Here is a 21,337-nt window from a genome sequence, read left to right on the forward strand (position 1 = left end):
GCGCCGGCACGGTGCGTTCCTACGCTCCTGCGGATGGGACGCACCGTCGTCGTCGGCGACATCCACGGCTGTTACACCGAGCTGCTCGAGCTCTGCGACGCCGTCGCGCTGCACCCCGACGACCTGCTCGTCAGCGTCGGGGACCTGGTCGACCGCGGCCCGTCACCCGCCGAGGTCGTCGGCTTCTTCCGCTCCCGGCCCAACTCCGTCGTCGTCATGGGCAACCACGAGCGCAAGCACGTCCGCGGCGTCCTCTCCTACGCGCAGGAGATCACCCGCCTGCAGCTCGGCGCCGGCTACGCCGACGCGGTCGCGTGGATGCGGACCCTGCCGTACTTCTTCGAGAACGAGCACGTCCGGGTCGTGCACGCGGCGCTGGTCCCGGGCGTGCCGCTGGACGAGCAGCGGGAAGAGATCCTGTGCGGCTCGACCAGCGGCGAGAAGGCCCTCGCCGGGATCGTCCCGACCGGCCACTGGCACGAGCACTACACCGACCCGGAGCCGGTCGCCTTCGGCCACCACGTCACCGGCCGCGAGCCGCTGCTGCGCGACGGCCGCGTCTTCGGCCTGGACACCGGCGCCTGCCACGGCTGGAACCTGACCGCCCTGGTCCTGCCGGGCCGCACCGTCCACGCGGTCCCCGCCCACGCCGACCACTGGTCCGTCACCCGCCGCGAGTGGCAGCTCCCCGTCCTGCGCACCCGCCCCTGGCGCGACTACACCTGGCCCGACCTGACCGCCGCCCTGTCCCGCACCCAGGACCCGTGGCTGGACGAGGTCGCGGCGTGGGCCGAGCTGCTGCGCTCGTCGCTGCCCGCCCTCGTCGCCGCCGCCCAGGCGCTCGCCCGCGAGCTCCCCGACGCGGCCCTGCGGGCGCACCCGGCCGCGCCGGTGCTCTTCCAGGCCCGCACCGGCCGCCTCGACGAGGCCGCACTGGCCCGGCGTTGCGTCACGCCGCGCCGGACCCTCGATCTCGCCGCCGCGCTCGGCGTGCCCCTGCCCGACCTGCCCGGGAATCAGTCCTCGACGCCGTAGCCGGTGAAGGCGTAGACCCCGGGAGCGTGGCGGTCGACCTCTGCCGCGACGCGGGTGGTCTCCGCGGTCCAGGCGTCGTCCTGGTCCTGCTGGATCTCCTCCGGCATCTGGCCGTACGCGTAGCCGGAGTACAGCAGCACGCCGAGGGCGAGCGGCTCGTACTCGTCGTAGTCGTAGACGCGGGGGTCGGCGGGCGCGCCCTCCTCGTCCTTCAGGCGGACGGTGGCGACCGCGGCGCGGACCAGGTGCAGGATCGTCTCCTGTTCCTCCGGCGGGACCGCCGCGCCGTCCTTCCTGGACACGAACAGCGCTGGGCCATAGGCGGACATGCGGGGCAGCCTACCGTTCTGCTCATGCCCGCACGCCGACGGACGATCTCTCCGGGGTGGTGATCCTGCATCGAGCCTATGCGCTGGCCGTCGTCGTGACGGTGACGGCGCTGCTGGCGTTCGACGGGCCCGCCGAGTCGTTCGTCATGCTGATCAGCGGGCTGGCCCCGGCCGCCGCGATCGGCTGGCACCTGCGCCGCCGCCGGCCGGGCGGCCCGCTGCCCTGGCACCTGGCGCTCGTCGGGCTGGGGCTGCTGACGGGCACCAACCTGCTCGGGCTCGGCGCCGACCTCGGCATCGAGGTGCCGGGCGGCGGGCTCGTCGCGCCGGTCCTGATGGCCGCCGGGTTCCTCGGGCTGCTGTCGGCCAGCGCGGTCGTCGTGACCCGGCACACGCCCGGCGACGGCGGCGGGGTCATCGACGCGGCGCTGATCGGCGTCGGCGCCGCGGGCCCGCTGTGGGAGTTCGTGCTGCGGCCGCGGCTGGCCGCCGCGCACGCGCCCGCGGCGGTGCAGCTGCTGGCGCTGGCCAACCTCCTGGCGCTGCTGGCCACGCTCGGCTCGATGCGGCGCATCGCCCGGACGATGGGCACGGGGTCGCTGCGCTACCTCTACGTGTCGATCGCGCTGGGACTCGCCGGGGTCGTCGCGTCGGTACTGACCGCGGACCTGCCCCACCCGGTGGCCACGCAGGTCGTGCCGGCGTTGTGGGCGGTGGCGTACCTGAGCTTCGGCGCCGCGGCGCTGCACCCGGCGGCGGTCACGCTCACCGAGCCGGTCAGGCGGCAGCCGGAGCGCCCCACGCTGCGCCTGGCGCACCTCGGCGCGGTCCTCTCGATCAACCCGGTCGTCGGCGGGCTGCCCGTCCTGTGGGGCGGTAAGGCCGACGCGCCGCTGCTCAGCGTCGGGACGCTCGTCGTCATCGGGCTCGTCCTCGCCCGGATCGGCCAGCTGCTGCGCCAGCGCGCCGAGGCCGAGTCGGCGCTGGCGCACCGGGCCAGCCACGACGAGCTCACCGGCCTGCTCAACCGGCACGGCGTCCTGGCCAGGCTGGAGGAGTCCTTCGGCGCCGGCGTCGGGGTGCTGTACTGCGACCTCGACCGCTTCAAGCCGATCAACGACACGCTCGGCCACCTCGCCGGCGACGAGGTCCTGCGGCAGGTCGCGGCCCGGCTGCGCGCCGCGGTGCGCCCCGGCGGCCTGGTCGGCCGGATCGGCGGCGACGAGTTCCTGATCGTCTGCCACGGCGTCGACGCCACGCGGGCCGACGCGCTGCGGCGCCGGCTGACCGCCGCCGTGGGCGCGCCGATGACGGTCGCCGGCCACCGGGTCGACGTCGGCGTGACGATCGGCACCGCCCTCACCGGGTCGGGCCCCGCCCTCGACAGGTCCGGCCCGACCCCCGACAGGCGGGGCACCGCGTCCGGCAGGGCGGGCGCCGCCCTCGTCCAGGCAGGCACCGCGCTCGACGAGGCAGGCGTCGGTGCCGCCACGGCAGGCAGTGCTCCCGCCACGGCAGGCGCAGCCCTCGCCACGGCGGGCACTGCCCTCGCCACGGCGGGCACCGCGCTCGCCACGGCGGGCACCGCGCTCGCCGGGCCGGGCACGGCGGAGCAGCTCGTCGCCGAGGCGGACCGGAAGATGTACGACCGCAAGCGCCGCCCGGTCACCGTCTGAGCGGGCGTCAGGCCGCTTCCGGCTCGACGAAGTCGCCGAGCTCGACGCCTTCCTCACGCAGCACGTCGGCGAGCTTGTCCACGCTCGGCACCGCCCGCGACACGCCCGGGCCGATCACCCTGTACCACGCGACAGAGCCCACCCCGCCGACCTCGACGCGCCACCGCCCATCGGGTGTCTGCATCACGGCCGCGCTCACCACCCGACGCTACGACAGCCCCGTCACCAGCGGGAAGCAATGATCGATAAGTACACCCATGTAGTTCGGCGCCCCCTGCGGCGGCGGGTGCTGTGGCAAGATCCGGCGGTGCGCCTGTCCTTGCTCGTGTCCATGTTCGCGGTGACCGGGGTCCTGGTGGTGTCGGCGGCGGCGCTGTCGGCGACGCAGGTGTCGCTGCGGTGCACGGCGGCGGCGCTGGTCGTGCTGGCGGTGCTCGCCGTCCGGTGGAGCCGGTCGCGGTGGGCGCTGGCGGCGGGATGCCTGCTGTTCGCGGTCGCCGCGTTGGTACGCGACGCCGCGCTCGACGACGCGGGACAGGACGCCGGCTGGTTCGCGTACGGGCCGTCGCAGACGGTCGCGCTGCAGGCCATGCTGGACGCCGCGGGCCGGGCGTACCGGTCGGAGTCCATCGCGACGCTGGTCCAGCTGGGCGCGGTGGTCCTGCTGGTGGCCGCCGTGCTCGGGCTGCCCCGCGCCCACCGGCGGGTGCGGGTCGTGGCCACCACGGTCGCGGCCGTCGTGGTGGGCGTGGGCGTCCTGGCCGGCCTCTGGCTCGACGTCGACCTGGACGAGATAGCCGGGGTGGCCCGCTGCGCGTGGCCCGGGCCGCTCGCCGTCGCGGCCGCGCTCGGGCTGCTGCTCCTGGCCGGCCGGCGCGAGGACCGCCGCTGGCTGGTGGCGGCGGGTGCGGCGCTCGTCGCGGTGCAGGCGGCCGTGACACAGTCCGACCTGACCGGCGCGTGGCTCACCGTGGCCGCGCTCACCGACGCCCTGTGCGGGGACGCCTCCACGGCGATCGCCTGGAGCACCGCGGTGAGCGAGGGCGTGGAGTACGGGCCGGCGCTGACCGCCGCGCTCACGATCGCCGGCCCGGCGCTGATCGTGCTCGGCACCCCACGCCCCGGCCCCCGCACCGCGGGCGCCGACGACACACCACCACCACCGGCCACCGGCGGCGACGACGCTGCACCACCACCGGCCACGGGCGGTGACGACCCCGCACCGCCGCCGGCCACCGGCGGTGACGACCCCGCACCGCCGCCGGCCACCGGCGGCGACGAACCCGCACCGCCGCCGGCCACGGACGGCGACGAGGGGCAGCCGCCCGCGCCGGACGGGAAGGACTGAGCGGCGGCACACGCCTGCCGGCCCGCGAGGGTGCTTCAGTTCGCGTTCCGGCGGCCGATAGAACGATGTGTCCCGACTGCGTGCGGTGGCAGACGTCTGCGTCCGCATGTTGGACGCACCGCCCGACGACGGCCACCTTCTGGAGCGTCTGGTCTCCGCCGTCGGCGCGGAGCTGCCGGACTGCTGCGTCGTGGGAGCGCTCACCACGGGCGCCGCGCCGGTGGTCCGGACCGCCGGTGAGGCCGGGCCCGCCCTGGCCGGAGCGCTGCTCGACGCGGTCGCCGGCCCACCTCGTACAGACGCGGAAAACGCCATCAGTGTGGCGCACATTCTCGCCCGGGGCGCGGTCATCGGCGCGCTCGGCGTGCTGGGGAGCGACGGCGACCCCGTCCAGCCCGCGGACATGGCCTTCGTCGAGGCGGCCGCGACCGTCGCCGGCGGGGTGATCGAGCACAGCCACGCGTTCGCCGCGACGCTGGAGCTGCTCGAGGACGCCCGCCGCCAGGGCGACCTGCTGGACGCGATCTCCGACGCCATCGTCTCCTGCGACGCCGAGGGCGTGATCGTCAGCTGGAACTCCGGGGCCGAGCGCCTGTACGGGTACTCCTCCGGCGACGCGGTCGGCTGCGACCTGCTCGCGCTGCTCGCCACCGCGTGCGTCACCGACGACACCGAGGTCCCCGCGGCGCAGATGCTGCAGGACGTGGCCGCGTCCGGGCGGTGGGAGGGCGAGCTGCGCGAGCGGCGCTCCGACGCGGCGCCGCTCACCGTGCTGTCGTCCGTGTCGGCGCTGCACGCGTCGGACGACGGCACGCCCGCCGGGTACGTCTTCGTCAACCGGGACGTCACCGAGCAGCGGCGGCAGGAGCACGAGGCGGCGCACGACGTCCTCACCGGCCTGCCCAACCGGCGCCGGCTCGTCGGGCGGATCCGCGACGCCACCGAACGGGTCCGCCGCGGCGGCGGGCCGATCGCCGTGCTGTTCCTCGACCTCAACGGCTTCAAACCCGTCAACGACAAGTACGGCCACGCCGTCGGCGACGAGCTGCTCATCCGCATCGCGGGCCGGCTCGCCGGCACCGTCCGCAGCACCGACTTCGTGGCCCGCCTCGGCGGCGACGAGTTCGTGGTGGTGCTGGAGCAGTTCGGCCCGGTCGACCGGGTCACGCCCGTGCTCCAGCGCATCCTGGCCGCGGTCGAGGAGCCGCTGGTGCTGTCCCTGGCGACGGTCACGGTCTCCACCAGCATCGGCGTGGCGGTCGCCGGTGATCCGGAGGCCGCCGTCGACCCCGAGGAGCTGGTGCGCGCCGCGGACGAGGCGATGTACCGGGCGAAGCGCCGGCCGCGCCGGGTCGCGTTCGCCGACCCGGGGCTGGACCACTGCTGGCTGGCGCTCCCCTCGGATCCGGACCAGGGCGCCGGTCCGGCGGTCGCCGATTGACGCAACCCTTGAGTTGCGATACGTTCCGGCAACCGGACGGTTGCGACAAGGGGGCGGGCAATGCATCCGTGGCAGTACGTGGCGCTGGCCGGGCTCGGCGCCTTCCATGGGCTGAACCCGGGCATGGGGTGGCTCTTCGCCCTCGCCGGCGGGGTGCGGGAGCGGCGGCGCGCGGCGATCGCGGCGACGCTCGGGCCGATCGCGCTCGGCCACGCCGCGTCGGTGTTCGTGATCGCGACGCTGGTCGCGGCGCTCATGTCGGTGACCGGCGCGCGGCTCGTCGCGACCGCGGGCGGGGTCGCGCTGACCGCGTTGGGCGTCTGGCGGCTGCTGTCCCCGGGCCACCACCGGACCGGCCCGCGCCCGGCCGACCTGCTCACGTGGTCGTTCCTGATGTCCTCCGCGCACGGCGCCGGGCTCGTCCTGCTGCCGTTGCTCGCCGCGGTGCCGGTGGCCGCCCACCACGGCCACGCCGTCGGCGCCGCCGGCCGTACCTCGGCGATGACCGGCATCCTCGCCACGACGGTCCACACGGCGGCGATGGTCGCGGCGGCGGGCCTGGTCGCGTTGGTGGCCTACGAGGTGCTGCGGCTGCGCCCGGTGCGGGTCAGGGCGAGGTTCGACGCCGACCGGGTGTGGGCGTTCGCCCTGGCGGGCTCCGGCGTGGCGACGCTCGCGCTCACGCTCTGGGGCGGCTGACCGGCCGCTTCACGAAGGCGTGACGGCCGCGCGACAGCTCCGGGCTGGCGGTTCGGGCCGCTTCCCGAGGGTGCCTGACCGGCCGCCGCGACAGCTCCAGACGGACGGCGCGGGACGCTTCCCAGGCATGCATGACCGGCCGGCACGACAGCTCCGGGCCGCCGGCGCGGGCCGCTTCCCAGGGGTGCATGACCGGCCGCCGCGGCAGCCCCGGGCGGGCGGCGCACGGCCGGGGAGCCGGATGCGTCGAGCGGGTGCGGCCGTCCAGGTACGGTAGATCGCCACGCCGCGACCGCAGGAGCCGACCATGCCGACGACCTCGAGCCATGCCGTCTGAACCCGAGGAAACGGCGGTCGCCGTCTTCACCGCCCTCGCCGACCCCAACCGCCGGGCGATCCTCGCCTCGCTCGCCGAGCACGGCCCGAGCACCGCCACCGACCTGTCCGGCCGGCTGTCGATCACCCGCCAGGGCGTCGCCAAGCACCTCGCCCTCCTCGCCGACGCGGGCCTGGTCACCAGCGACGCCGGCACCGGCCGCCGGGTCCTGTTCCGCCACCGCTCCGAGCCGATCAAGCTCGCCCAGGGCTACCTGGCCGCCCTCGCCGCCGACTGGGACGACCGCCTCGGCCGCCTCTCGTCGTTCCTGGCCGACCCGCCCGGCTGACAGGCCCGGCCCGCCCGGCTGACAGGCCCGACCCGCCCGGCTGACAGGCCCGACCCGCCCGGCTGACAGGTGGCGGCTCGAAACCGGGCGGGACCGCGACGGCACCCGGGCCGCAACCCTGGTCGGGGACGCTACCGGTTCCAGCACACCACCAGGAGGCAGGAACCTTGACACGACGTCATCACCGCACCGCGGGTCTGATCGCTGCCGTGGTCGCCGGAAGCCAGTTCATGACGCCGGCGGAAGCCCGGGCGGCGGCGGTGACGCCGGCACCGGGTGCGGTGTCCGTGGTCGGGACCGTCGCGTCGGTCCGCACCGCCGACGCGTCGCTGGTGGTGACCCGCGCCTACAAGTTCCGCGACAGCCGGCCCAGGACGGTCAGGTTCACGCTGACGCCCGGCACCGCCGTCGTGGTCAACGGCGTCCCGGCCGGGCCCGGTGGGCTCGGGAAGCTCAGTGGGGTGAAAACCGGCATGCAGGTCACCGTCAACGGCACCGTGAGCGGCGGCAACAACCTGGCCACGAGGGTGGTGGCGGGCACCGCCCGGAGGTGAAAGGCGCTGAAAGTCCCGTGAAACCGCGGTGAAGGTCGCGGCCCGCACGATCGTCGCAGTCGTGGCGCACCAGCGTCACAGCGGCGGTTGGGAGGGAGGGACGTGGCTACCACCCCGTCCCCGTCGGCGATCGTGGCTACCGGGTTGCGCAAGTCGTTCGGTGACCACGTCGTGCTCGACGGAATCGACCTGGAGGTCCCGCGCGGGACGGTCTTCTCGTTGCTGGGGCCGAACGGGTCCGGCAAGACGACGACGGTGCGCATCCTGTCGACGCTCATCGGCGCCGACGGCGGGCAGGCGTCCGTCGCCGGGCACGACGTGGTCCGCGAGGCCGGCGCGGTGCGCGCCGCGATCGGGGTCACCGGGCAGTTCTCGGCGGTCGACGGGCTGCTCACCGGCGAGGAGAACCTCGCGCTCATGGCGGCCCTGCACCACCTCGGCCGGGCCGGCGGCCGGCGGCGGGTCGCCGATCTGCTGGAGCGGTTCGACCTGGTCGACGCGGCGAAGAAGGCCGCCGCGACGTACTCCGGCGGCATGCGGCGCCGGCTCGACCTGGCGATGACGCTGGTCGGCGACCCGAGCGTCATCTTCCTCGACGAGCCCACCACCGGGCTCGACCCGCGCAGCCGCCGGACCATGTGGCAGATCATCCGCAGGCTCGTCGCCGACGGGGTCACGGTGTTCCTGACCACGCAGTACCTCGACGAGGCCGACCAACTCGCCGACCGTATCGCGGTGCTCGACGGCGGGCGGATCGTGGCCACCGGCACCGCCGAGCAGCTCAAGCGGCAGATCCCCGGCGGGCACATCCGGGTGCGGTTCGACACCGCCGAGGACCTGGACACCGCCGCGCGGCTGTTCGCGGGCTCGGCGCGGGACGACGAGGAGCTGGCGCTGCGCGTGCCGGGCGACGGCGGCGTCTCGTCGCTGCGGGCGCTGCTGGACCGGCTCGACGCCGCCTCCGTGCCCGTCGCCGACCTGTCCGTGCACACGCCGGACCTCGACGACGTGTTCTTCGCCCTGACCGGCCACCCGAGCAGCCGAACCGGGGACCAGCCCAGCGAGACCGGCCACCAGAGCGGCCGGACCGGGGACCAGACCAGCGCAACCACCGCCGCGAAGGAAGGCGCCCGATGAGCACCATGACCACCGCCGTCACCGACTCCGCCACGATGCTGCGCCGCAGCCTGCTGCACACGGTGCGGTACCCCGCCTCGATGGTCACGTCCCTGCTCGTGCCGGTGCTGCTCCTGCTGCTGTTCGTCGGGGTCTTCGGCGGCGCGATCAACGCGGGCATCGCCGGCGGCAGCACCTACATCAACTACATCGTGCCGGGCATCCTGCTGGTGACCGCCGGCTACGGCGCCTCGACCACGGCGCTGGCGGTCAACAAGGACATGACCGAGGGCATCATCGACCGGTTCCGCACCATGCCGATCTCCCGGCAGTCGGTGCTGACCGGGCACGTCCTGGCCGCCACGATCCGCACGTTCCTGAGCCTGGCGCTCGTCGTCGGGGTGGCGCTGCTGATGGGGTTCCGGCCCACCACCGACCCGCTGCGGTGGCTCGGCGCGGCCGGTCTCGTGCTGCTGCTGGTCCTCGCGCTGACCTGGCTGGCGGTCGCGATCGGGCTGGTCTCCCCCACCCCCGAGGGCACCACGGGCTTCCTGCTGCTCGTGCAGGTGCTGCCGTTCGTCAGCAGCGCGTTCGTCACGACGGAGTCGATGTCGGGGGCGGTGCGCTGGTTCGCCGCCAACGAGCCCTTCACGCCGATCATCGACACGCTGCGGGCGCTGCTGATGGACACGCCCGTCGGCAACAGCGGCGGCATCGCGGTCGCCTGGTGCGTGGGGCTCTCCGCGGCCGGCTACCTGTGGGCGCGGTCCGTGTTCAACCGCGCTCCGCGGCGATGAGCGCGCGGCGCGCCAGCAGGACCGCGGACGCGGCCTCCCGCAGCGCGTCCCGCTCCAGCGCCGCGTAGTCCGACGCCGCCGAGACGTACTCGGCGGCGTCGGCCTGCTCCGCGAGGTCGCGGGCGTAGCCGGCGTGCATCGTCGGCTGGAAGCCCATCGTGAACCGGAAAGCCTCCGCCAGGGCGATCATCCGCGCCGCGCACGCGGCGACCCTGGTGTCGCCGGTGCGCCGCCCGCGGTCCAGGTCGGCGACGGCCAGGGCGAGCAGCAGCGCGCCGTGCACGGGGGCGCCGACCGCGTTGACGGTGCCGGACCTCGCGAGCAGGCTCGCCAGGAGGTCCGGCAGTCCATCGGCCATGGCCGGGACGAGGTCGAGCCGGCCGTGCTGGGCGTGCGCGATCACGACCGTGGCCCGCACCTCCATCGCCCAGCCCGCCGAGCCCGGCAGCTCCTGACCCTCGGCGGCGTCGAGCCGGGCCACGACCTCGCGCCACAGCGCGAGGCCGGCGTCGACGTCGCCGCGGGCGATCAGGATCTCCGCGCGGACCCCGGAGCCGAACATCATCGGGTCGTCGCCCGGGTCGTGGGCGCTCTGCACCGCCTGCTCGATCAGGTCCTCCGCCTCGTCCAGCGCGCCGCGCTGCAGGCTCGCGAGGGCCATCGCACCGCGGACGCGCGACGCGCTGGACGGCACGCCGGGCCGGCGCAGCTGGTCCAGCACCGCCAGCGTCTCCGCGAGGTGCGCCGCCGCCTCCTCGCCGCGGCCGACCTCCACGAGCAGCTCACCGATGCGGGAGTGCGCGACGGCCCGCATCAGCGGGGTCGTGCGGGTGCCGAGCACCGCAAGCATCCTCCTGGCCGCCCGCAGCGCGCCGTCGGTGTCCTGCCGCTGCTCGCACAGGTAGCTGGCGGCGCCGTACGCGAGCCCGGCCAGCAGCGGCTCGTCGCTGTCGCAGAGCGCCCACAGCGCGGCCTCGTCGCGCGTCATGGCGCGCCGGACCGCGTCGGCCGCGCCGACCAGCGTGTCCGGCGTCGTGGGCGGCAGCCGGCGCAGGGCGACGAGGAACCGGCCCGGCATCGGCCCGCGCATGAGGAAGTCGTTCATCGCGCACAGCAGCGCCGCGGTGCGGGCTACCTCGACCAGCGCGGGTGCGGGCCGCACGTGCGACATGACCCACTCGACGTCGCGGGCCAGGGCCGTCATCCGCACGAAGCTGCCCTCGACGGTCCACAGCGCCGCCAGTACACCTGCCGCGGCGGCGACGGCGGGACCATCGGCGCGGTCGACGGCGTGGCGCAGGGCGAGGACGAGATTGTCCTGCTCGGCGCGGACCCGCTCGACCTCCCTGACGAGGTCCGTGCCGAAGACCGCTCCGGCGTGCGCGACGCCGAACTCCCCCGCCCACGCGAGCAGTCCGTCGACGGCGCGGCCGGTCCCGCCGGCCCGCTCCCGGTGCGCGGTGCTGAACTCCCGCACCGTCTCCAGCATCCGGAACCTGGTGCCGAACGGCGTGTCGGTGACCTTCAGCAGCGACTGGTCGGCGAGCTGCGTGAGCGCCAGCAGGACGTCGTCGCCGTCGCCTTGACCTTCGCCCAGGACGTGCCGGGCCGCGGCGGCGGTGAACCCGCCGGGGAAGACGGACAGGGCGCGCATCGCGGCCCGGTCGGGCTCGTCGAGGAGGTTCCAGCTCCAGTCGATGACGGCGTGCAGCGTGTGGTGCCGCGGCGGCGCGTCCCTCGCCCCGCCGCGCAGCAGGGCCAGCCGGTCGTCGAGGCGGCGGGCCATCTCGGACACCGACATGACCCGCACGCGGGCGGCGGCGAGCTCGACCGCGAGCGGCAGCCCGTCCAGGCGCGCGCACAGCTGCCGCACCACGTCGCCGGGCACGTCCGCGCCGGGCCGGGCGGCCCTCACCCGCTGCCGGAACAGCTCGACGGTGGTGGCCAGGTCGAGCTCCGGCAGCGGGTACACCACCTCCGAGGACAACCCGAGCGGCGCCCGGCTGGTGGTCAGCACCCGCAGGTCGCCCGTCGCGGCCACGAGGTCCCGGACGAGGTCGGCGGCGCCGCGGACCACGTGCTCGCAGTTGTCCAGCACCAGCAGCGCCGGCCCGGTGCCGAGGGCGGCGGCGATCGCGGCGGCCGCCCCGGGACCGCCGGCGGGTGCGGCGACGCCGAGCGCCGACGCGACCGCCGGGGCCACGTCCGCGTCGGCGGCGACGCCCGCGAGCGCGACGAGCTGCACGACCGGCTGGCGGGCCTGGCGGCTGACCGCGTACGCGAGCCGGGTCTTGCCGAGGCCGCCGGTCCCGACGACCGACGCGACCCGGGACGTGGCGAGCAGCTCCGTGACCGCGGCGATGTCGTCGTCGCGGCCGAGCAGCGGGTTGGGGTCGTGCGGGACGCCGCGCCGCACCGCGGGTGCCTCGTCGCGCAGCAGCCGCCGGTGCGCGTCCTGCAGGGCTGGGCCCGGGTCGGCGCCGAGCTCGTCGCGCAGCGTGGCCCGGTAGGTCTCGTACCGCTCCAGCGCCGCCGCGGTGCCGGCCGTCGCCGCCTCGGCGCGCAGCAGTTCGAGCAGCACCGCCTCGTCCTTCGGACGCAGCGCGGCCGCCTCGGTCAGCGGGCCGACCGCCTCGGCGTGCCGGCCGAGCCGCGACAGCGCGACCGCCCGCGCGGCGAGCAGCGCGTGGCGCGTCCGGTCCCGCTCCGCACGCAGGACGGACAGCGGGTCGGCCAGGCCCGGGTCGGCCGGCTCGGCCCCGTCCCACAGCGCGAGCCCCTCCTCCGCGCGGGCGAGCGCCCCGGCGTGGTCCCCGCCCCGGGCCAGGTCCGCCGCGGCGGCCGCGTGCAGCAGCACCGCCTCGGTGTCCAGCAGCGGCGCCGGCACCGCGAGCCGGTACCCGCCCGCGGTCCTGGCCACGATGTCGGCGCCGGCCTGCGCCCGCACCCGCGACACGACGACCTGCAGCGCCTTCGCCGGGTGCTCCGGCTGCTCGTCGGGCCATAGCCCGTCGACGAGCCTGGCGGTGCCGCACCCGGTCCGCGGCTCCGCCGCCAGCAGCGCGAGCAGCCCGCACTGCCGCGGCCCGACGATGTCCCGGCCACGGTAGGCGACCCGCGACAGCAGGCGCAGCTCGACGCTCACGGCCCCAGGCTAGTGCCCGCCCACCCGGCGTTTCCGCCGTGCCCGGGGCCGCGACGCGGGACAGGCGCGGGTCACTGGACGTAGCAGTCTTCTGGGTGCCGGGGACCGGGTCGCCGAAGACCGCGTTGGTGCACGGGGTGCCGCCGGTGACGGTGCGGTACGCGTACCGCCCGGCCGCGCCGTACGCGACCTGGCGGGTCCCGGTGAACGCGCACGTCGTCGACTCGGCCGCGCACGGGCTCCACGTGGTGGCCGACGGCGGTGGGGCGATCAGGAAGCACGCCTTCTGCACGCCGGGCGCCGGGTCGCCGAAGACCGCGTTCGTGCAGGCCGTCCCGCCGGTGACGGTCAGGTGGCGGAACTGCCCCTGCGCCCCGAACGCCACCGTCGACGTCCCCGCGAACGAGCACGTCCCGGTCTCCGCCGCGCACTGCTGCCAGCCGTTCCCGGCGGCGGGCGGGCCCAGCGTGAAGCAGGCCGGCGGTTCCGACCTGAGCCGTGAGGGGTGCGGGGCCGCACCCCTCACCGGCGTTCAGACGAGCAGCTCCAGCGGGCCGCGGAGGAAGTAGATGATGAACATGACCGCGACGCCGTAGAGCAGCGGGTGGACGTCGCGGGCCTTGCCGGCGGCGAGTTTGATGACGACGAAGGAGACGACGCCGGCGCCGATGCCGTTGGAGATGGAGTACGTGAACGGCATGAGGATGATGGTGAGGAATGCCGGCAGCGCGATCTCGTAGTCCGACCAGTCGATGGAGCGGACCGTGGTCATCATGAGGAAGCCGACGACGACGAGGGCGACCGACGCCGCCTCGAAGGGCACCACCGTCACCAGCGGCGCGAAGAACATCGCGACGAGGAACAGCGCGCCGGTGACCAGGCTCGCCACGCCGGTGCGGGCGCCCTCGGCGACACCGGCGGCGCTCTCGATGTAGGTGGTGTTGCTGGACGTGCTCGCGGCACCACCCGCGGCGGCGGCGACCGAGTCGACGAGCAGGATCTCGCGGGTGCGCGGCGGCATGCCCTGCTCGTCGAGCATGTCACCCTCCTGGGCGACCGCGACCATCGTGCCCATCGTGTCGAAGAAGTCGGTGATCAGCAGGGTGAACACGAACATGATCACGATCAGGACGCCGGCGGTCTGCCAGGAGTGCAGGACGTTGAAGTGGCCCAGCAGGGACAGGTCGGGCTTGTCGATGATCTTGTCCGGCACGACCGGGACGTTGAGGCTCCAGCCCTTCGGGTTGGGCTTGTCGTCCACGAACGACGGGCCGGCCTTCGCGATCGCCTCGATGACGATGGCGAGGACCGTGGAGGCGAGGATGCCGATGAGGATCGCGCCGCGCACCTTGCGCACCACCAGCACGACGGTGAGCAGCAGGCCGACGCCGAACGCGAGCGCGGGCCAGCTGATCAGCTTGCCGCCGATGCCGAGGCCGACCGGGACGGTGGTGTTGGCCACGTCCGGCACGCGCCGCACGAAGCCCGCGTCGACGAAGCCGATGAGCGCCAGGAACAGCCCGATGCCGACGCCGATGGCGGTCTTCAGCTGCGTCGGTACGGCCCGGAACACCGCCTCCCGCAGCCCGGTCAGCACCAGGATGCCGATGAGCACGCCCTCGATCACGACCAGGCCCATCGCGTCGGCCCAGGTCATGTGGGGTGCGATCTCGAAGGCCACGAGCGCGTTGACGCCTAGGCCGGCGGCGAGCGCGAGGGGGAAGCGGGCGACGACGCCCATCAGGATCGTCACGACCCCGGCGACCAGCGCCGTCGCCGAGGCGACCGCGGCGATGGCGAGCTTGCCGCCGGTGCTGTCGACACCGCTGCCGAGGATGAGGGGGTTGAGCACGACGATGTAGGCCATCGTGAAGAACGTCGCGAGACCGCCGCGGATCTCGCGGCTCAGCGTCGAGCCTCGCGCACTGATGTCGAAGAACCGGTCGAAGCCGTTGCGCGGCTCCGCGCGGGTCGTGTCCATGTGTTGCCTCCCTGGAACTGGTCCTGACCCCCCGACGCGCGATGATCCCATCTGTACGGCCGGAATCAAGGTCAGGCATGTTTCGTGCATGCGACGGCGGTCAGATGCGCGCGTGCGCACTTCTCTGAACCGCTCCGCCCTGGTCCTGCCGCCGTTCGCCCTCGCGGTCCTCGTCGCGGTGTGGGGGCGCGACATACCGATCCCCGTCGAGGTCGTCGTGGTGGCGCTCCTGGCAGGGTCCGTACTGGCCGCGGTGCATCACGCGGAGGTCGTCGCCCACCGGGTCGGGGAGCCGTTCGGCGCGCTCATCCTCGCCGTCGCGGTCACCGTCATCGAGGTCGGCCTGATCATCACCCTGATGGTGACCGGCGGTTCCGGCACGGAGACCCTGGCCCGCGACACCGTCTTCGCCGCCGTGATGATCACCTGCAACGGCATCGTGGGGCTGTCGCTGCTGGTCGCGGCGCTGCGCACGCGCATCGCGGTGTTCAACGCCGAGGGGACGGGCGCCGCGCTCGCCGCGGTCATCACCCTCGCGACCCTCAGCCTGGTCCTGCCGACGTTCACGACCAGCGCGCCGGCGCCGCAGTTCACCGGTCCGCAGCTGGCGTTCGCGGCGGTCGCGTCGCTCGCCCTGTACGCGCTGTTCGTGCTCGTCCAGAACGTGCGGCACCGCGAGAGCTTCCTGCCGGTCAACGACGCCGAGGAGGAGCACGCGGCGGCTCCGGCGCCACGTCAGGCGCTCATCAGCCTCGTACTGCTGATCGTCGCGCTGGTGTCGGTGGTCGGCCTGGCGAAGGTGGAGTCGGGCACGATCGAGGCCGGCGTCGCGCGGGCCGGGCTCCCCCAGTCGTTCGTCGGGGTCGTCATCGCCGTGCTGATCCTGCTGCCGGAGACCCTCGCCGCGGTCCGCAACGCCCGCCGCGACCTGGTGCAGATCAGCCTCAACCTGGCCCTCGGGTCGGCGATCGCCAGCATCGGGCTGACGATCCCGTCGATCGCGCTCGCCTCGATCTGGCTCAGCGGGCCACTGGTCCTCGGCCTCGGCGCCACCCAGATCGTGCTGCTCGCCCTCACCGCGGGTGTCGGCGTCCTCACCGTCATGCCGGGCCGCGCGACCCTGCTGCAGGCGGCGGTGCACCTGTCGATCTGTGCCGCATTCCTCTTCCTCGCCGCCAGCCCATGACGACCGGCGAGGGGCCGGTGCACGGGCGGTGGGGCGGACGCGGATACCCTCTTGTCTGACATTGTCAGTAATCGAGGAAGGTCGGGAATGATCGAACCAGTGCGGCTGCCGTCTCCGTGGTGTGACGAGCCCCTGACCGTCGTCGTCCCGACCTACAACGAGGCGGGCAACCTGCCACGGCTGGTCGAGCGGCTGCTCGCCCTGCCGCTGCCGGGGCTGAGCATCCTCGTCGCCGACGACAACTCCCCGGACGGCACCGGCGAGGTCGCGGAGAAGCTCGCCGCCGAGCACCCCGGGCGGATCCGGGTGCTGCACCGGCCCGGCAAGGAGGGCCTCGGCAGGGCGTACGTCGACGGCATCGGCCACGCGATCGCGGACGGCGCCAAGTTCGTGGCGCAGATGGACGCCGACCTGTCGCACCCGCCGGAGGCGCTGCCCGGCATGCTCGGGGCGCTGCTGTCCACCAACGCCGGCGTGGTCATCGGCTCACGCTACGTGCCCGGCGGCCAGCTCGACGAGAAGTGGCCGCTGTACCGGCGGGCGCTCAGCGGCTGGGCCAACCTGTACGTCCACACCCTGCTGCAGGTGCGGATCCGGGACCTGACCGCCGGGTTCAAGATCTGGCGGGTGGACGCGCTGGAGGCGATCGGCCTGGACCGGGTCCAGTCCAACGGCTACAGCTTCCAGGTCGAGATGCACTTCCTGGCGACCAAGCTCGGGCAGACCATCATCGAGGTGCCGATCCACTTCGAGGAGCGCACCGACGGCGTGTCGAAGATGACCACGGCCACGAAGATCGAGAGCGCGACGATGCCGTTCAAGCTGCGCCTGCGGCACCGCAAGATCCAGCGCCGCAGGCCGGCCGGCTGACCTAAGCGGACACCGGGAGCGAGCTGGTCTTCAGCCAGGCGGTCAGCTCGCCCGGTGGCATCGGGCGGGCGTAGTGGTAGCCCTGCGCGACGTCGCAGCCGAGCTCCTGCAGCGCGGCGACGTGCGCGGCGCCCTCGACGCCCTCCGCGACCACCGACATGCCCAGGTTGTGGCCGAGCTCGATCGCGCCGCGGACCAGCACCGCGTCCTCCGGGTCGTCGTCCATGTGCATGACGAACGTGCGGTCGACCTTCAGCTCGTCGACGGGCAGGCTCTTGAGGTACGCCATCGAGGAGTACCCGGTGCCGTAGTCGTCGATCGACAGCCGCACGCCGAGGCGGTGCAGGGCGACGAGCGTCTCGGTGGCGAGGACCGGGTTCGCCATGACGGCGGTCTCGGTCACCTCGAGGCGCAGCAGTTCGGCCGGCAGGTCGTGCTCGTCCAGCAGCCGCCTCACGTGGCCGACCAGGTCGGGGTCCAGCAGGCAGCGCGGCGACAGGTTGACCGCGATCGGCACGACGAGACCGTCGTCGAGCCAGGCGCGGGCCTGCACGACGGCGAGGCGCAGCACGTACAGGGTGAGCCGGGTGATGAGACCGGTGCTCTCCGCGACCGGGATGAACTCCGCGGGCGGGATCTGCCCACGCGTCGGGTGCGTCCACCGCACGAGCGCCTCCGCACCCGACGGGCGGCCGTCGTCCAGCCGGATCTTCGGCTGGTAGTGCAGGGTGAGCTGGTCGGTGACGTCGAGGGCGCGGCGCAGGTCGCCGAGCAGCAGCAGCCGGTTGCCGTCCTCGGTATGCATGTTCGGCCGGTACAGGGTGGCACCGGTCTTGCTGTCCTTCGCCGCGTACATGGCGATGTCGGCGCAGCGCAGCAGCGCGTCGGTGTCGCTCGCGTGCTCGGGCGCCACGGCGATGCCGATGCTGACCTCCACGTCGACGGCGACGTCGTCGAGCGTGAAGGTGCGGTGCAGCTCGCCCTGCAGCCGGGTGGCCAGCGCCGCGGCGTCGGCGGCGGACGCGCCGGGCAGCAGGACCGCGAACTCGTCGCCGGACAGCCGGGCGACGACGTCCCCGGCGCGCAGGGCCCCGGTGGTGCGGACCGCGACCTGCCGCAGCAGCTCGTCGCCGTACTGGTGACCGAGGGTGTCGTTGACTTCTTTGAACCGGTCGAGGTCCAGCAGCAGGACGGCGAGCGCCGAGCCGGGCGAGCGCAGCGCGTCGCCGGTGCGTTCGGTGAAGAGCGTCCGGTTGGGAAGGCCGGTCAGCGCGTCGTGCGACGCGTGGTACTTGTGCTCGGCGGCGTGCCGCACGAGGCGGCGCTGGTAGCCGCCGGCGACGACGCCGAACACGACCAGCAGCGCCAGCCCGACGCCGAACGTGCCGGTCGTGGCGGTGAAGACGACGCCCTCGACGCGGTGCAGGTCGCGCATCGCCTGGGCCGCCTCGGCCGCGCTGGCGGTGGTGGCGGTGTGGACGAGGGCACCGATCTGGTCCGCGACCGGATCGACGTCCTCCTCGTCGATGCGGGCCGCACCCGCGGTGTCGCCACGGTCGGCGGCCTCGAACACCCGCGCGACCGCAGCCAGGTAGGTCGCGTGCAGCTCCCGGACCCGGGCGGCGAGCGCCCGGTCCTCGGCCCCGCCGCGCTGCTCGACGTCGTGCAGCGCCACGTCGAGCGCGCCGGCCGCGCCGCGGTGCAGCTCCCGGGCCGCCACACCGGGTTCGAGGCGGTACTGCTGGTCGGCGATCTTCTCCAGGGCGACGGCGTCGTCGGCCAGGTCATACGCCGCGGCGAGCGCCGTCGCGTGGACGGCGGCGTTCGCGGAGGCGCGGGTGCGGTTCGTGCCGACGACACTGACGCCGGTCAGGCCGAGCAGGACGGCGGCGAGGCCGACCACGGCACCGCGCCGGAGCAGTCCGGTTGGTCGTCGCACGCCACGCTCCCCCTGTCCAACGGTCCGGCTGCTCCATCACCCGAAGCGCCGATCCTGCCATCGGCACCCGGTGCCAGCACCTGATCCATAGGGCCAGGAGCAAACCGGTTGCGTGGCGGGGGTTGCCCTACTGCATCGAGAGGTGCACGTGGTTGTAGTGGTCGCCGGCGGGGGTGCCGTCGCCGCCATAGGACTTCCAGCCGCTGCTCGGCTGCCAGATCCGCTTGTACCAGATGACGTACTTGACGCCGAGGTTCTTCGCGTTGGCGACGCACCAGGCGGCCAGGGCGTCGCCGTACTGCTGGTCGGCGCCGGTGGCGCGGGCGTTGACGAAGGTCTTGGCGTTGGCGGAGAAGTCGCAGGCTTTGCCGGCCGGGTGGTCACCGCCCCCGCCGCTGCGGAAGCAGGACGTGTAGTGGGTGTAGCCGGCCTTGCGCGCCTCGTTGTAGGCGTTGAGCATCCGCGGGCTGATGCACCCGGTCGTGGTCGGGTCGTCCTGGGTGCAGCCCTGGCTGGCGTAGGAGCCGTCGCCGTTGCGGCCGACCGGGTTGGTGGTGACCTTGCCGCCGCCCGGCGCGCCGGTGGTGGCACCGCCGCCGCCCGCCTTCTTCAGGGCGTCCTCGGCGGCCTTCTTGTTCGTCTCCATGATCTTCAGCTGGGCCTGCTGGTTGGCGATCGCCGCGGCGAGGTCCGCCTTCTGCTGCTCCAGCCGCTTGCGCGTCTCGGCCAGCTCGCGCAGTGACTTGTCGTCGCGATACAGCATGTACTGCACCGTGGTCATGCCGTGGATGGTGGCCTCCGGCGAGTCGCCGGCGAGGACCACGTTGGTCAGGCTGATCCGGCGCCCGCGGTAGGCGGCGTTGGCCACCGACCCGGCCGCCGCCTCCAGCTCGCCGACCTGGGTCTGCGTCGCGGCCAGCTGCCCGTTGACCGCGGCCTCGTCGGCGACGGACTTGTCGAGGCGGCCCTTGGCGTCGTTGTACTCGGCGTTGGCCTTGTCGAGCGCCTGGCGGACGGTGAGATTCTGCCCGCCGTCCTCGCCCGGCTCCGCGGAAGCGGGGTCGGCGACCCAGACCACCCCCACGATCACGGTGGCCAGCAGCAGCATCAGAAACCTGGGCAGGCGCCCGGTCGGAAGCGTCAGCATCGTGGCCAGCATAGCCATCCGCCCGGACGGCGCCACTCGGCGCAAAAACACCGAAATGTCGGTCATGCAGCGGTTTTACGGTCGCCCCGGCCCCCGCCCGGGGGTCGTACGGGTGGACGCGCCAGGGTAACCTGCCCCTCGATGACGCACACCACACTCCCGCGCCTGCGGTCGGCCGCGGCGCTGGTCGCCGCGGCGGCGCTGCTGTTGACCGCCTGCACCGACAAGGCGTCCCCGAGCGGGACGCAGCAGCAGACCTCGGCGAGCCCGAAGGCACCGGCGCTGCCGGTGGAGCTCGCGATCAGCGGCCCGGCCGACGGCGCCGCCAACGTGCCCACCGCCGTCGACCTGGCGTACACCGCCACCAACGCGGCGGACGTCACCGTGAAGCTCACCGACGCGGGCGGGTCGGAGGTCGCCGGCGCGCTCCGCGCCGACGGCAAGGCGTGGCAGCCGGCCGCGCAGCTCAAGTACGGCACCAAGTACACGGCGACGGTCACCGCCACCTCGACGGACGGCAAGCCGACGACGGCGACGACGGCGTTTACGACCATGGCGAAGCCGTCGAAGCTGGGCAAGGTCACCAGCATCATCAACGACAAGCAGGTCGTCGGCGTCGGGATGCCGGTCATCATCACGTTCGGTGTCGACGTCGCGCCGGCCCAGCGCGCCGCCGTGCAGCAGCGCATCCAGGTGATCAGCGACCCGCCGCAGGAGGGCGCCTTCAACTGGTTCACCGGCAAGGAGCTGCACTTCCGCCCGAAGGAGTACTGGCAGACCGGCACGAAGCTCCAGGTCAACGCGCGCACCGGCGGCACGAACCTGGACGGCAAGTGGTGGGGCGAGCGCGACGTGTCGTTCACCGCGACGGTCGGGCCGAAGTTCGTCATGGAGGTCGACAACGCCACCAAGCAGATGACCGTCACGCAGGACGGCCAGCTGCTGCGGACCATCCCGGTGAGCCTCGGCCGCCCGAAGAACCCGTCGGCCAGCGGCAACTTCATCGTCATGATCAAGAACGAGTGGGAGTGGTTCGACTCCTCCACCTACGGCGTCCCGGCCGACTCCGCCGCGGGCTACCGCACCAAGGTGTACTGGCCGCAGCGGCTCACCTGGGACGGCGAGTACATCCACTCGGCCCCGTGGTCCGAGGGCGACCAGGGCAAGCGCAACGTGTCCCACGGCTGCACCAACATCTCCGCCGCGCACGCGGAGTGGCTGTGGAAGCAGACCCGCATCGGCGACCCGGTGATCATCAAGGGCACCGAGGAGCAGGTGAAGTGGGGCAACGGCTGGACGGACTGGTCGACGAGCTGGGACCAGTACGTCAAGGGCAGCGCCGTGCCGTACGTCGCCCCGTCGGCCTCCGCTTCCGCCTCGGCGTCACCGTCGCCCTCGGCCGGCTGAGG

The 21,337-nt window shown here is 74.0% G+C and carries 19 protein-coding genes; 13 read left to right on the forward strand and 6 right to left on the reverse strand.

Annotated features, from left to right (window positions below):
• The first annotated feature begins 33 nt into the window (after positions 1 to 33).
• On the forward strand, positions 34 to 1,035 hold the full coding sequence (locus AB0I21_RS10165) for a metallophosphoesterase family protein (protein ID WP_360560000.1): 1,002 nt from the start codon (positions 34 to 36) through the stop codon (positions 1,033 to 1,035).
• Here AB0I21_RS10165 and AB0I21_RS10170 read toward each other — a convergent pair.
• Positions 1,017 to 1,364, reverse strand: a complete 348-nt coding sequence (locus tag AB0I21_RS10170) for a hypothetical protein (RefSeq protein WP_360560001.1) — start codon at positions 1,362 to 1,364, stop codon at positions 1,017 to 1,019. The two genes, AB0I21_RS10165 and AB0I21_RS10170, sit on opposite strands and share 19 nt — an antisense overlap.
• A gap of 59 nt (positions 1,365 to 1,423) precedes the next feature.
• Between AB0I21_RS10170 and AB0I21_RS10175 the strand changes: the two genes are divergently transcribed.
• A complete protein-coding gene (locus AB0I21_RS10175) occupies positions 1,424 to 3,040 on the forward strand; it encodes a GGDEF domain-containing protein (protein WP_360560002.1) in 1,617 nt (538 codons plus the stop codon).
• A 7-nt stretch (positions 3,041 to 3,047) separates the two neighbouring features.
• On the opposite strand, the gene AB0I21_RS10180 is transcribed toward AB0I21_RS10175, so the two are convergent.
• Positions 3,048 to 3,239, reverse strand: a complete 192-nt coding sequence (locus AB0I21_RS10180; protein WP_360560003.1) for a hypothetical protein — start codon at positions 3,237 to 3,239, stop codon at positions 3,048 to 3,050.
• Positions 3,240 to 3,347: 108 nt separating this feature from the next.
• Here AB0I21_RS10180 and AB0I21_RS10185 point away from each other — a divergent pair, with 108 nt between their 5' ends.
• The 7 genes from AB0I21_RS10185 (at position 3,348) to AB0I21_RS10215 (ending at position 9,660) form a co-directional block, all read left to right on the forward strand.
• On the forward strand, positions 3,348 to 4,388 hold the full coding sequence (locus AB0I21_RS10185; protein WP_360560004.1) for a hypothetical protein: 1,041 nt from the start codon (positions 3,348 to 3,350) through the stop codon (positions 4,386 to 4,388).
• 106 nt (positions 4,389 to 4,494) lie between these two features.
• Positions 4,495 to 5,829, forward strand: coding sequence for a sensor domain-containing diguanylate cyclase (locus AB0I21_RS10190; protein WP_360560005.1), 1,335 nt, complete (start codon positions 4,495 to 4,497; stop codon positions 5,827 to 5,829).
• A gap of 60 nt (positions 5,830 to 5,889) precedes the next feature.
• Positions 5,890 to 6,528 (forward strand): hypothetical protein, encoded by a 639-nt coding sequence (locus AB0I21_RS10195; RefSeq protein WP_360560006.1) that lies wholly within the window; start codon positions 5,890 to 5,892, stop codon positions 6,526 to 6,528.
• A gap of 326 nt (positions 6,529 to 6,854) precedes the next feature.
• On the forward strand, positions 6,855 to 7,193 hold the full coding sequence (locus tag AB0I21_RS10200) for a metalloregulator ArsR/SmtB family transcription factor (RefSeq protein WP_344512672.1): 339 nt from the start codon (positions 6,855 to 6,857) through the stop codon (positions 7,191 to 7,193).
• 209 nt (positions 7,194 to 7,402) lie between these two features.
• Positions 7,403 to 7,747: a hypothetical protein gene (locus AB0I21_RS10205; RefSeq protein WP_360560007.1), complete on the forward strand. Its 345-nt coding sequence runs from the start codon at positions 7,403 to 7,405 to the stop codon at positions 7,745 to 7,747.
• 102 nt (positions 7,748 to 7,849) lie between these two features.
• Complete coding sequence (locus AB0I21_RS10210; RefSeq protein ID WP_360560008.1) at positions 7,850 to 8,884, forward strand: ATP-binding cassette domain-containing protein; 1,035 nt, start codon at positions 7,850 to 7,852, stop codon at positions 8,882 to 8,884.
• The gene (locus AB0I21_RS10215; protein WP_360560009.1) at positions 8,881 to 9,660 is read left to right on the forward strand and encodes an ABC transporter permease; all 780 of its coding nucleotides are present in this window, start codon (positions 8,881 to 8,883) and stop codon (positions 9,658 to 9,660) included. The genes AB0I21_RS10210 and AB0I21_RS10215 overlap by 4 nt, the downstream gene beginning before the upstream one ends.
• Here AB0I21_RS10215 and AB0I21_RS10220 read toward each other — a convergent pair.
• On the reverse strand, positions 9,638 to 12,805 hold the full coding sequence (locus AB0I21_RS10220; protein WP_360560010.1) for a BTAD domain-containing putative transcriptional regulator: 3,168 nt from the start codon (positions 12,803 to 12,805) through the stop codon (positions 9,638 to 9,640). The genes AB0I21_RS10215 and AB0I21_RS10220 overlap by 23 nt on opposite strands.
• A 95-nt stretch (positions 12,806 to 12,900) precedes the next feature.
• Here AB0I21_RS10220 and AB0I21_RS10225 point away from each other — a divergent pair, with 95 nt between their 5' ends.
• Positions 12,901 to 13,374 carry a hypothetical protein gene (locus AB0I21_RS10225; protein ID WP_360560011.1) on the forward strand — a complete coding sequence of 158 codons (474 nt, stop codon included), beginning with the start codon at positions 12,901 to 12,903 and terminating at the stop codon, positions 13,372 to 13,374.
• On the opposite strand, the gene AB0I21_RS10230 is transcribed toward AB0I21_RS10225, so the two are convergent.
• Positions 13,338 to 14,786, reverse strand: a complete 1,449-nt coding sequence (locus AB0I21_RS10230; RefSeq protein WP_360560012.1) for an NCS2 family permease — start codon at positions 14,784 to 14,786, stop codon at positions 13,338 to 13,340. The genes AB0I21_RS10225 and AB0I21_RS10230 overlap by 37 nt on opposite strands.
• An 88-nt stretch (positions 14,787 to 14,874) precedes the next feature.
• Between AB0I21_RS10230 and AB0I21_RS10235 the strand changes: the two genes are divergently transcribed.
• Entirely contained in the window at positions 14,875 to 15,972 is a 1,098-nt protein-coding gene (locus AB0I21_RS10235; RefSeq protein ID WP_360560013.1) for an ionic transporter y4hA, read from the forward strand.
• An 87-nt stretch (positions 15,973 to 16,059) separates the two neighbouring features.
• Complete coding sequence (locus AB0I21_RS10240) at positions 16,060 to 16,842, forward strand: polyprenol monophosphomannose synthase (RefSeq protein ID WP_360560014.1); 783 nt, start codon at positions 16,060 to 16,062, stop codon at positions 16,840 to 16,842.
• A gap of 1 nt (position 16,843) precedes the next feature.
• Here AB0I21_RS10240 and AB0I21_RS10245 read toward each other — a convergent pair whose 3' ends face one another.
• On the reverse strand, positions 16,844 to 18,781 hold the full coding sequence (locus AB0I21_RS10245; protein ID WP_360560015.1) for an EAL domain-containing protein: 1,938 nt from the start codon (positions 18,779 to 18,781) through the stop codon (positions 16,844 to 16,846).
• 127 nt (positions 18,782 to 18,908) lie between these two features.
• Entirely contained in the window at positions 18,909 to 19,928 is a 1,020-nt protein-coding gene (locus AB0I21_RS10250) for a hypothetical protein (protein ID WP_360560016.1), read from the reverse strand.
• A gap of 141 nt (positions 19,929 to 20,069) precedes the next feature.
• On the opposite strand from AB0I21_RS10250, the gene AB0I21_RS10255 reads away from it, so the two are divergent.
• The gene (locus tag AB0I21_RS10255; RefSeq protein ID WP_360560017.1) at positions 20,070 to 21,335 is read left to right on the forward strand and encodes an Ig-like domain-containing protein; all 1,266 of its coding nucleotides are present in this window, start codon (positions 20,070 to 20,072) and stop codon (positions 21,333 to 21,335) included.
• Positions 21,336 to 21,337 lie beyond the last annotated feature (2 nt).

The organism is Dactylosporangium sp. NPDC050588 (genome assembly GCF_040654975.1).
GTDB lineage: Bacteria > Actinomycetota > Actinomycetes > Mycobacteriales > Micromonosporaceae > Dactylosporangium > Dactylosporangium maewongense.

Coding starts and splice junctions, on each gene's coding strand:
- AB0I21_RS10235 (WP_360560013.1), top strand. CDS start 14,875: ATGCGACGGCGGTCAGATGCGCGCGTGCGCACTTCTCTGAACCGCTCC.
- AB0I21_RS10200 (WP_344512672.1), top strand. CDS start 6,855: ATGCCGTCTGAACCCGAGGAAACGGCGGTCGCCGTCTTCACCGCCCTC.
- AB0I21_RS10240 (WP_360560014.1), top strand. CDS start 16,060: ATGATCGAACCAGTGCGGCTGCCGTCTCCGTGGTGTGACGAGCCCCTG.
- AB0I21_RS10190 (WP_360560005.1), top strand. CDS start 4,495: ATGTTGGACGCACCGCCCGACGACGGCCACCTTCTGGAGCGTCTGGTC.
- AB0I21_RS10250 (WP_360560016.1), bottom strand. CDS start 19,928: ATGCTGACGCTTCCGACCGGGCGCCTGCCCAGGTTTCTGATGCTGCTG.
- AB0I21_RS10230 (WP_360560012.1), bottom strand. CDS start 14,786: ATGGACACGACCCGCGCGGAGCCGCGCAACGGCTTCGACCGGTTCTTC.
- AB0I21_RS10215 (WP_360560009.1), top strand. CDS start 8,881: ATGAGCACCATGACCACCGCCGTCACCGACTCCGCCACGATGCTGCGC.
- AB0I21_RS10165 (WP_360560000.1), top strand. CDS start 34: ATGGGACGCACCGTCGTCGTCGGCGACATCCACGGCTGTTACACCGAG.
- AB0I21_RS10255 (WP_360560017.1), top strand. CDS start 20,070: ATGACGCACACCACACTCCCGCGCCTGCGGTCGGCCGCGGCGCTGGTC.
- AB0I21_RS10195 (WP_360560006.1), top strand. CDS start 5,890: ATGCATCCGTGGCAGTACGTGGCGCTGGCCGGGCTCGGCGCCTTCCAT.
- AB0I21_RS10170 (WP_360560001.1), bottom strand. CDS start 1,364: ATGTCCGCCTATGGCCCAGCGCTGTTCGTGTCCAGGAAGGACGGCGCG.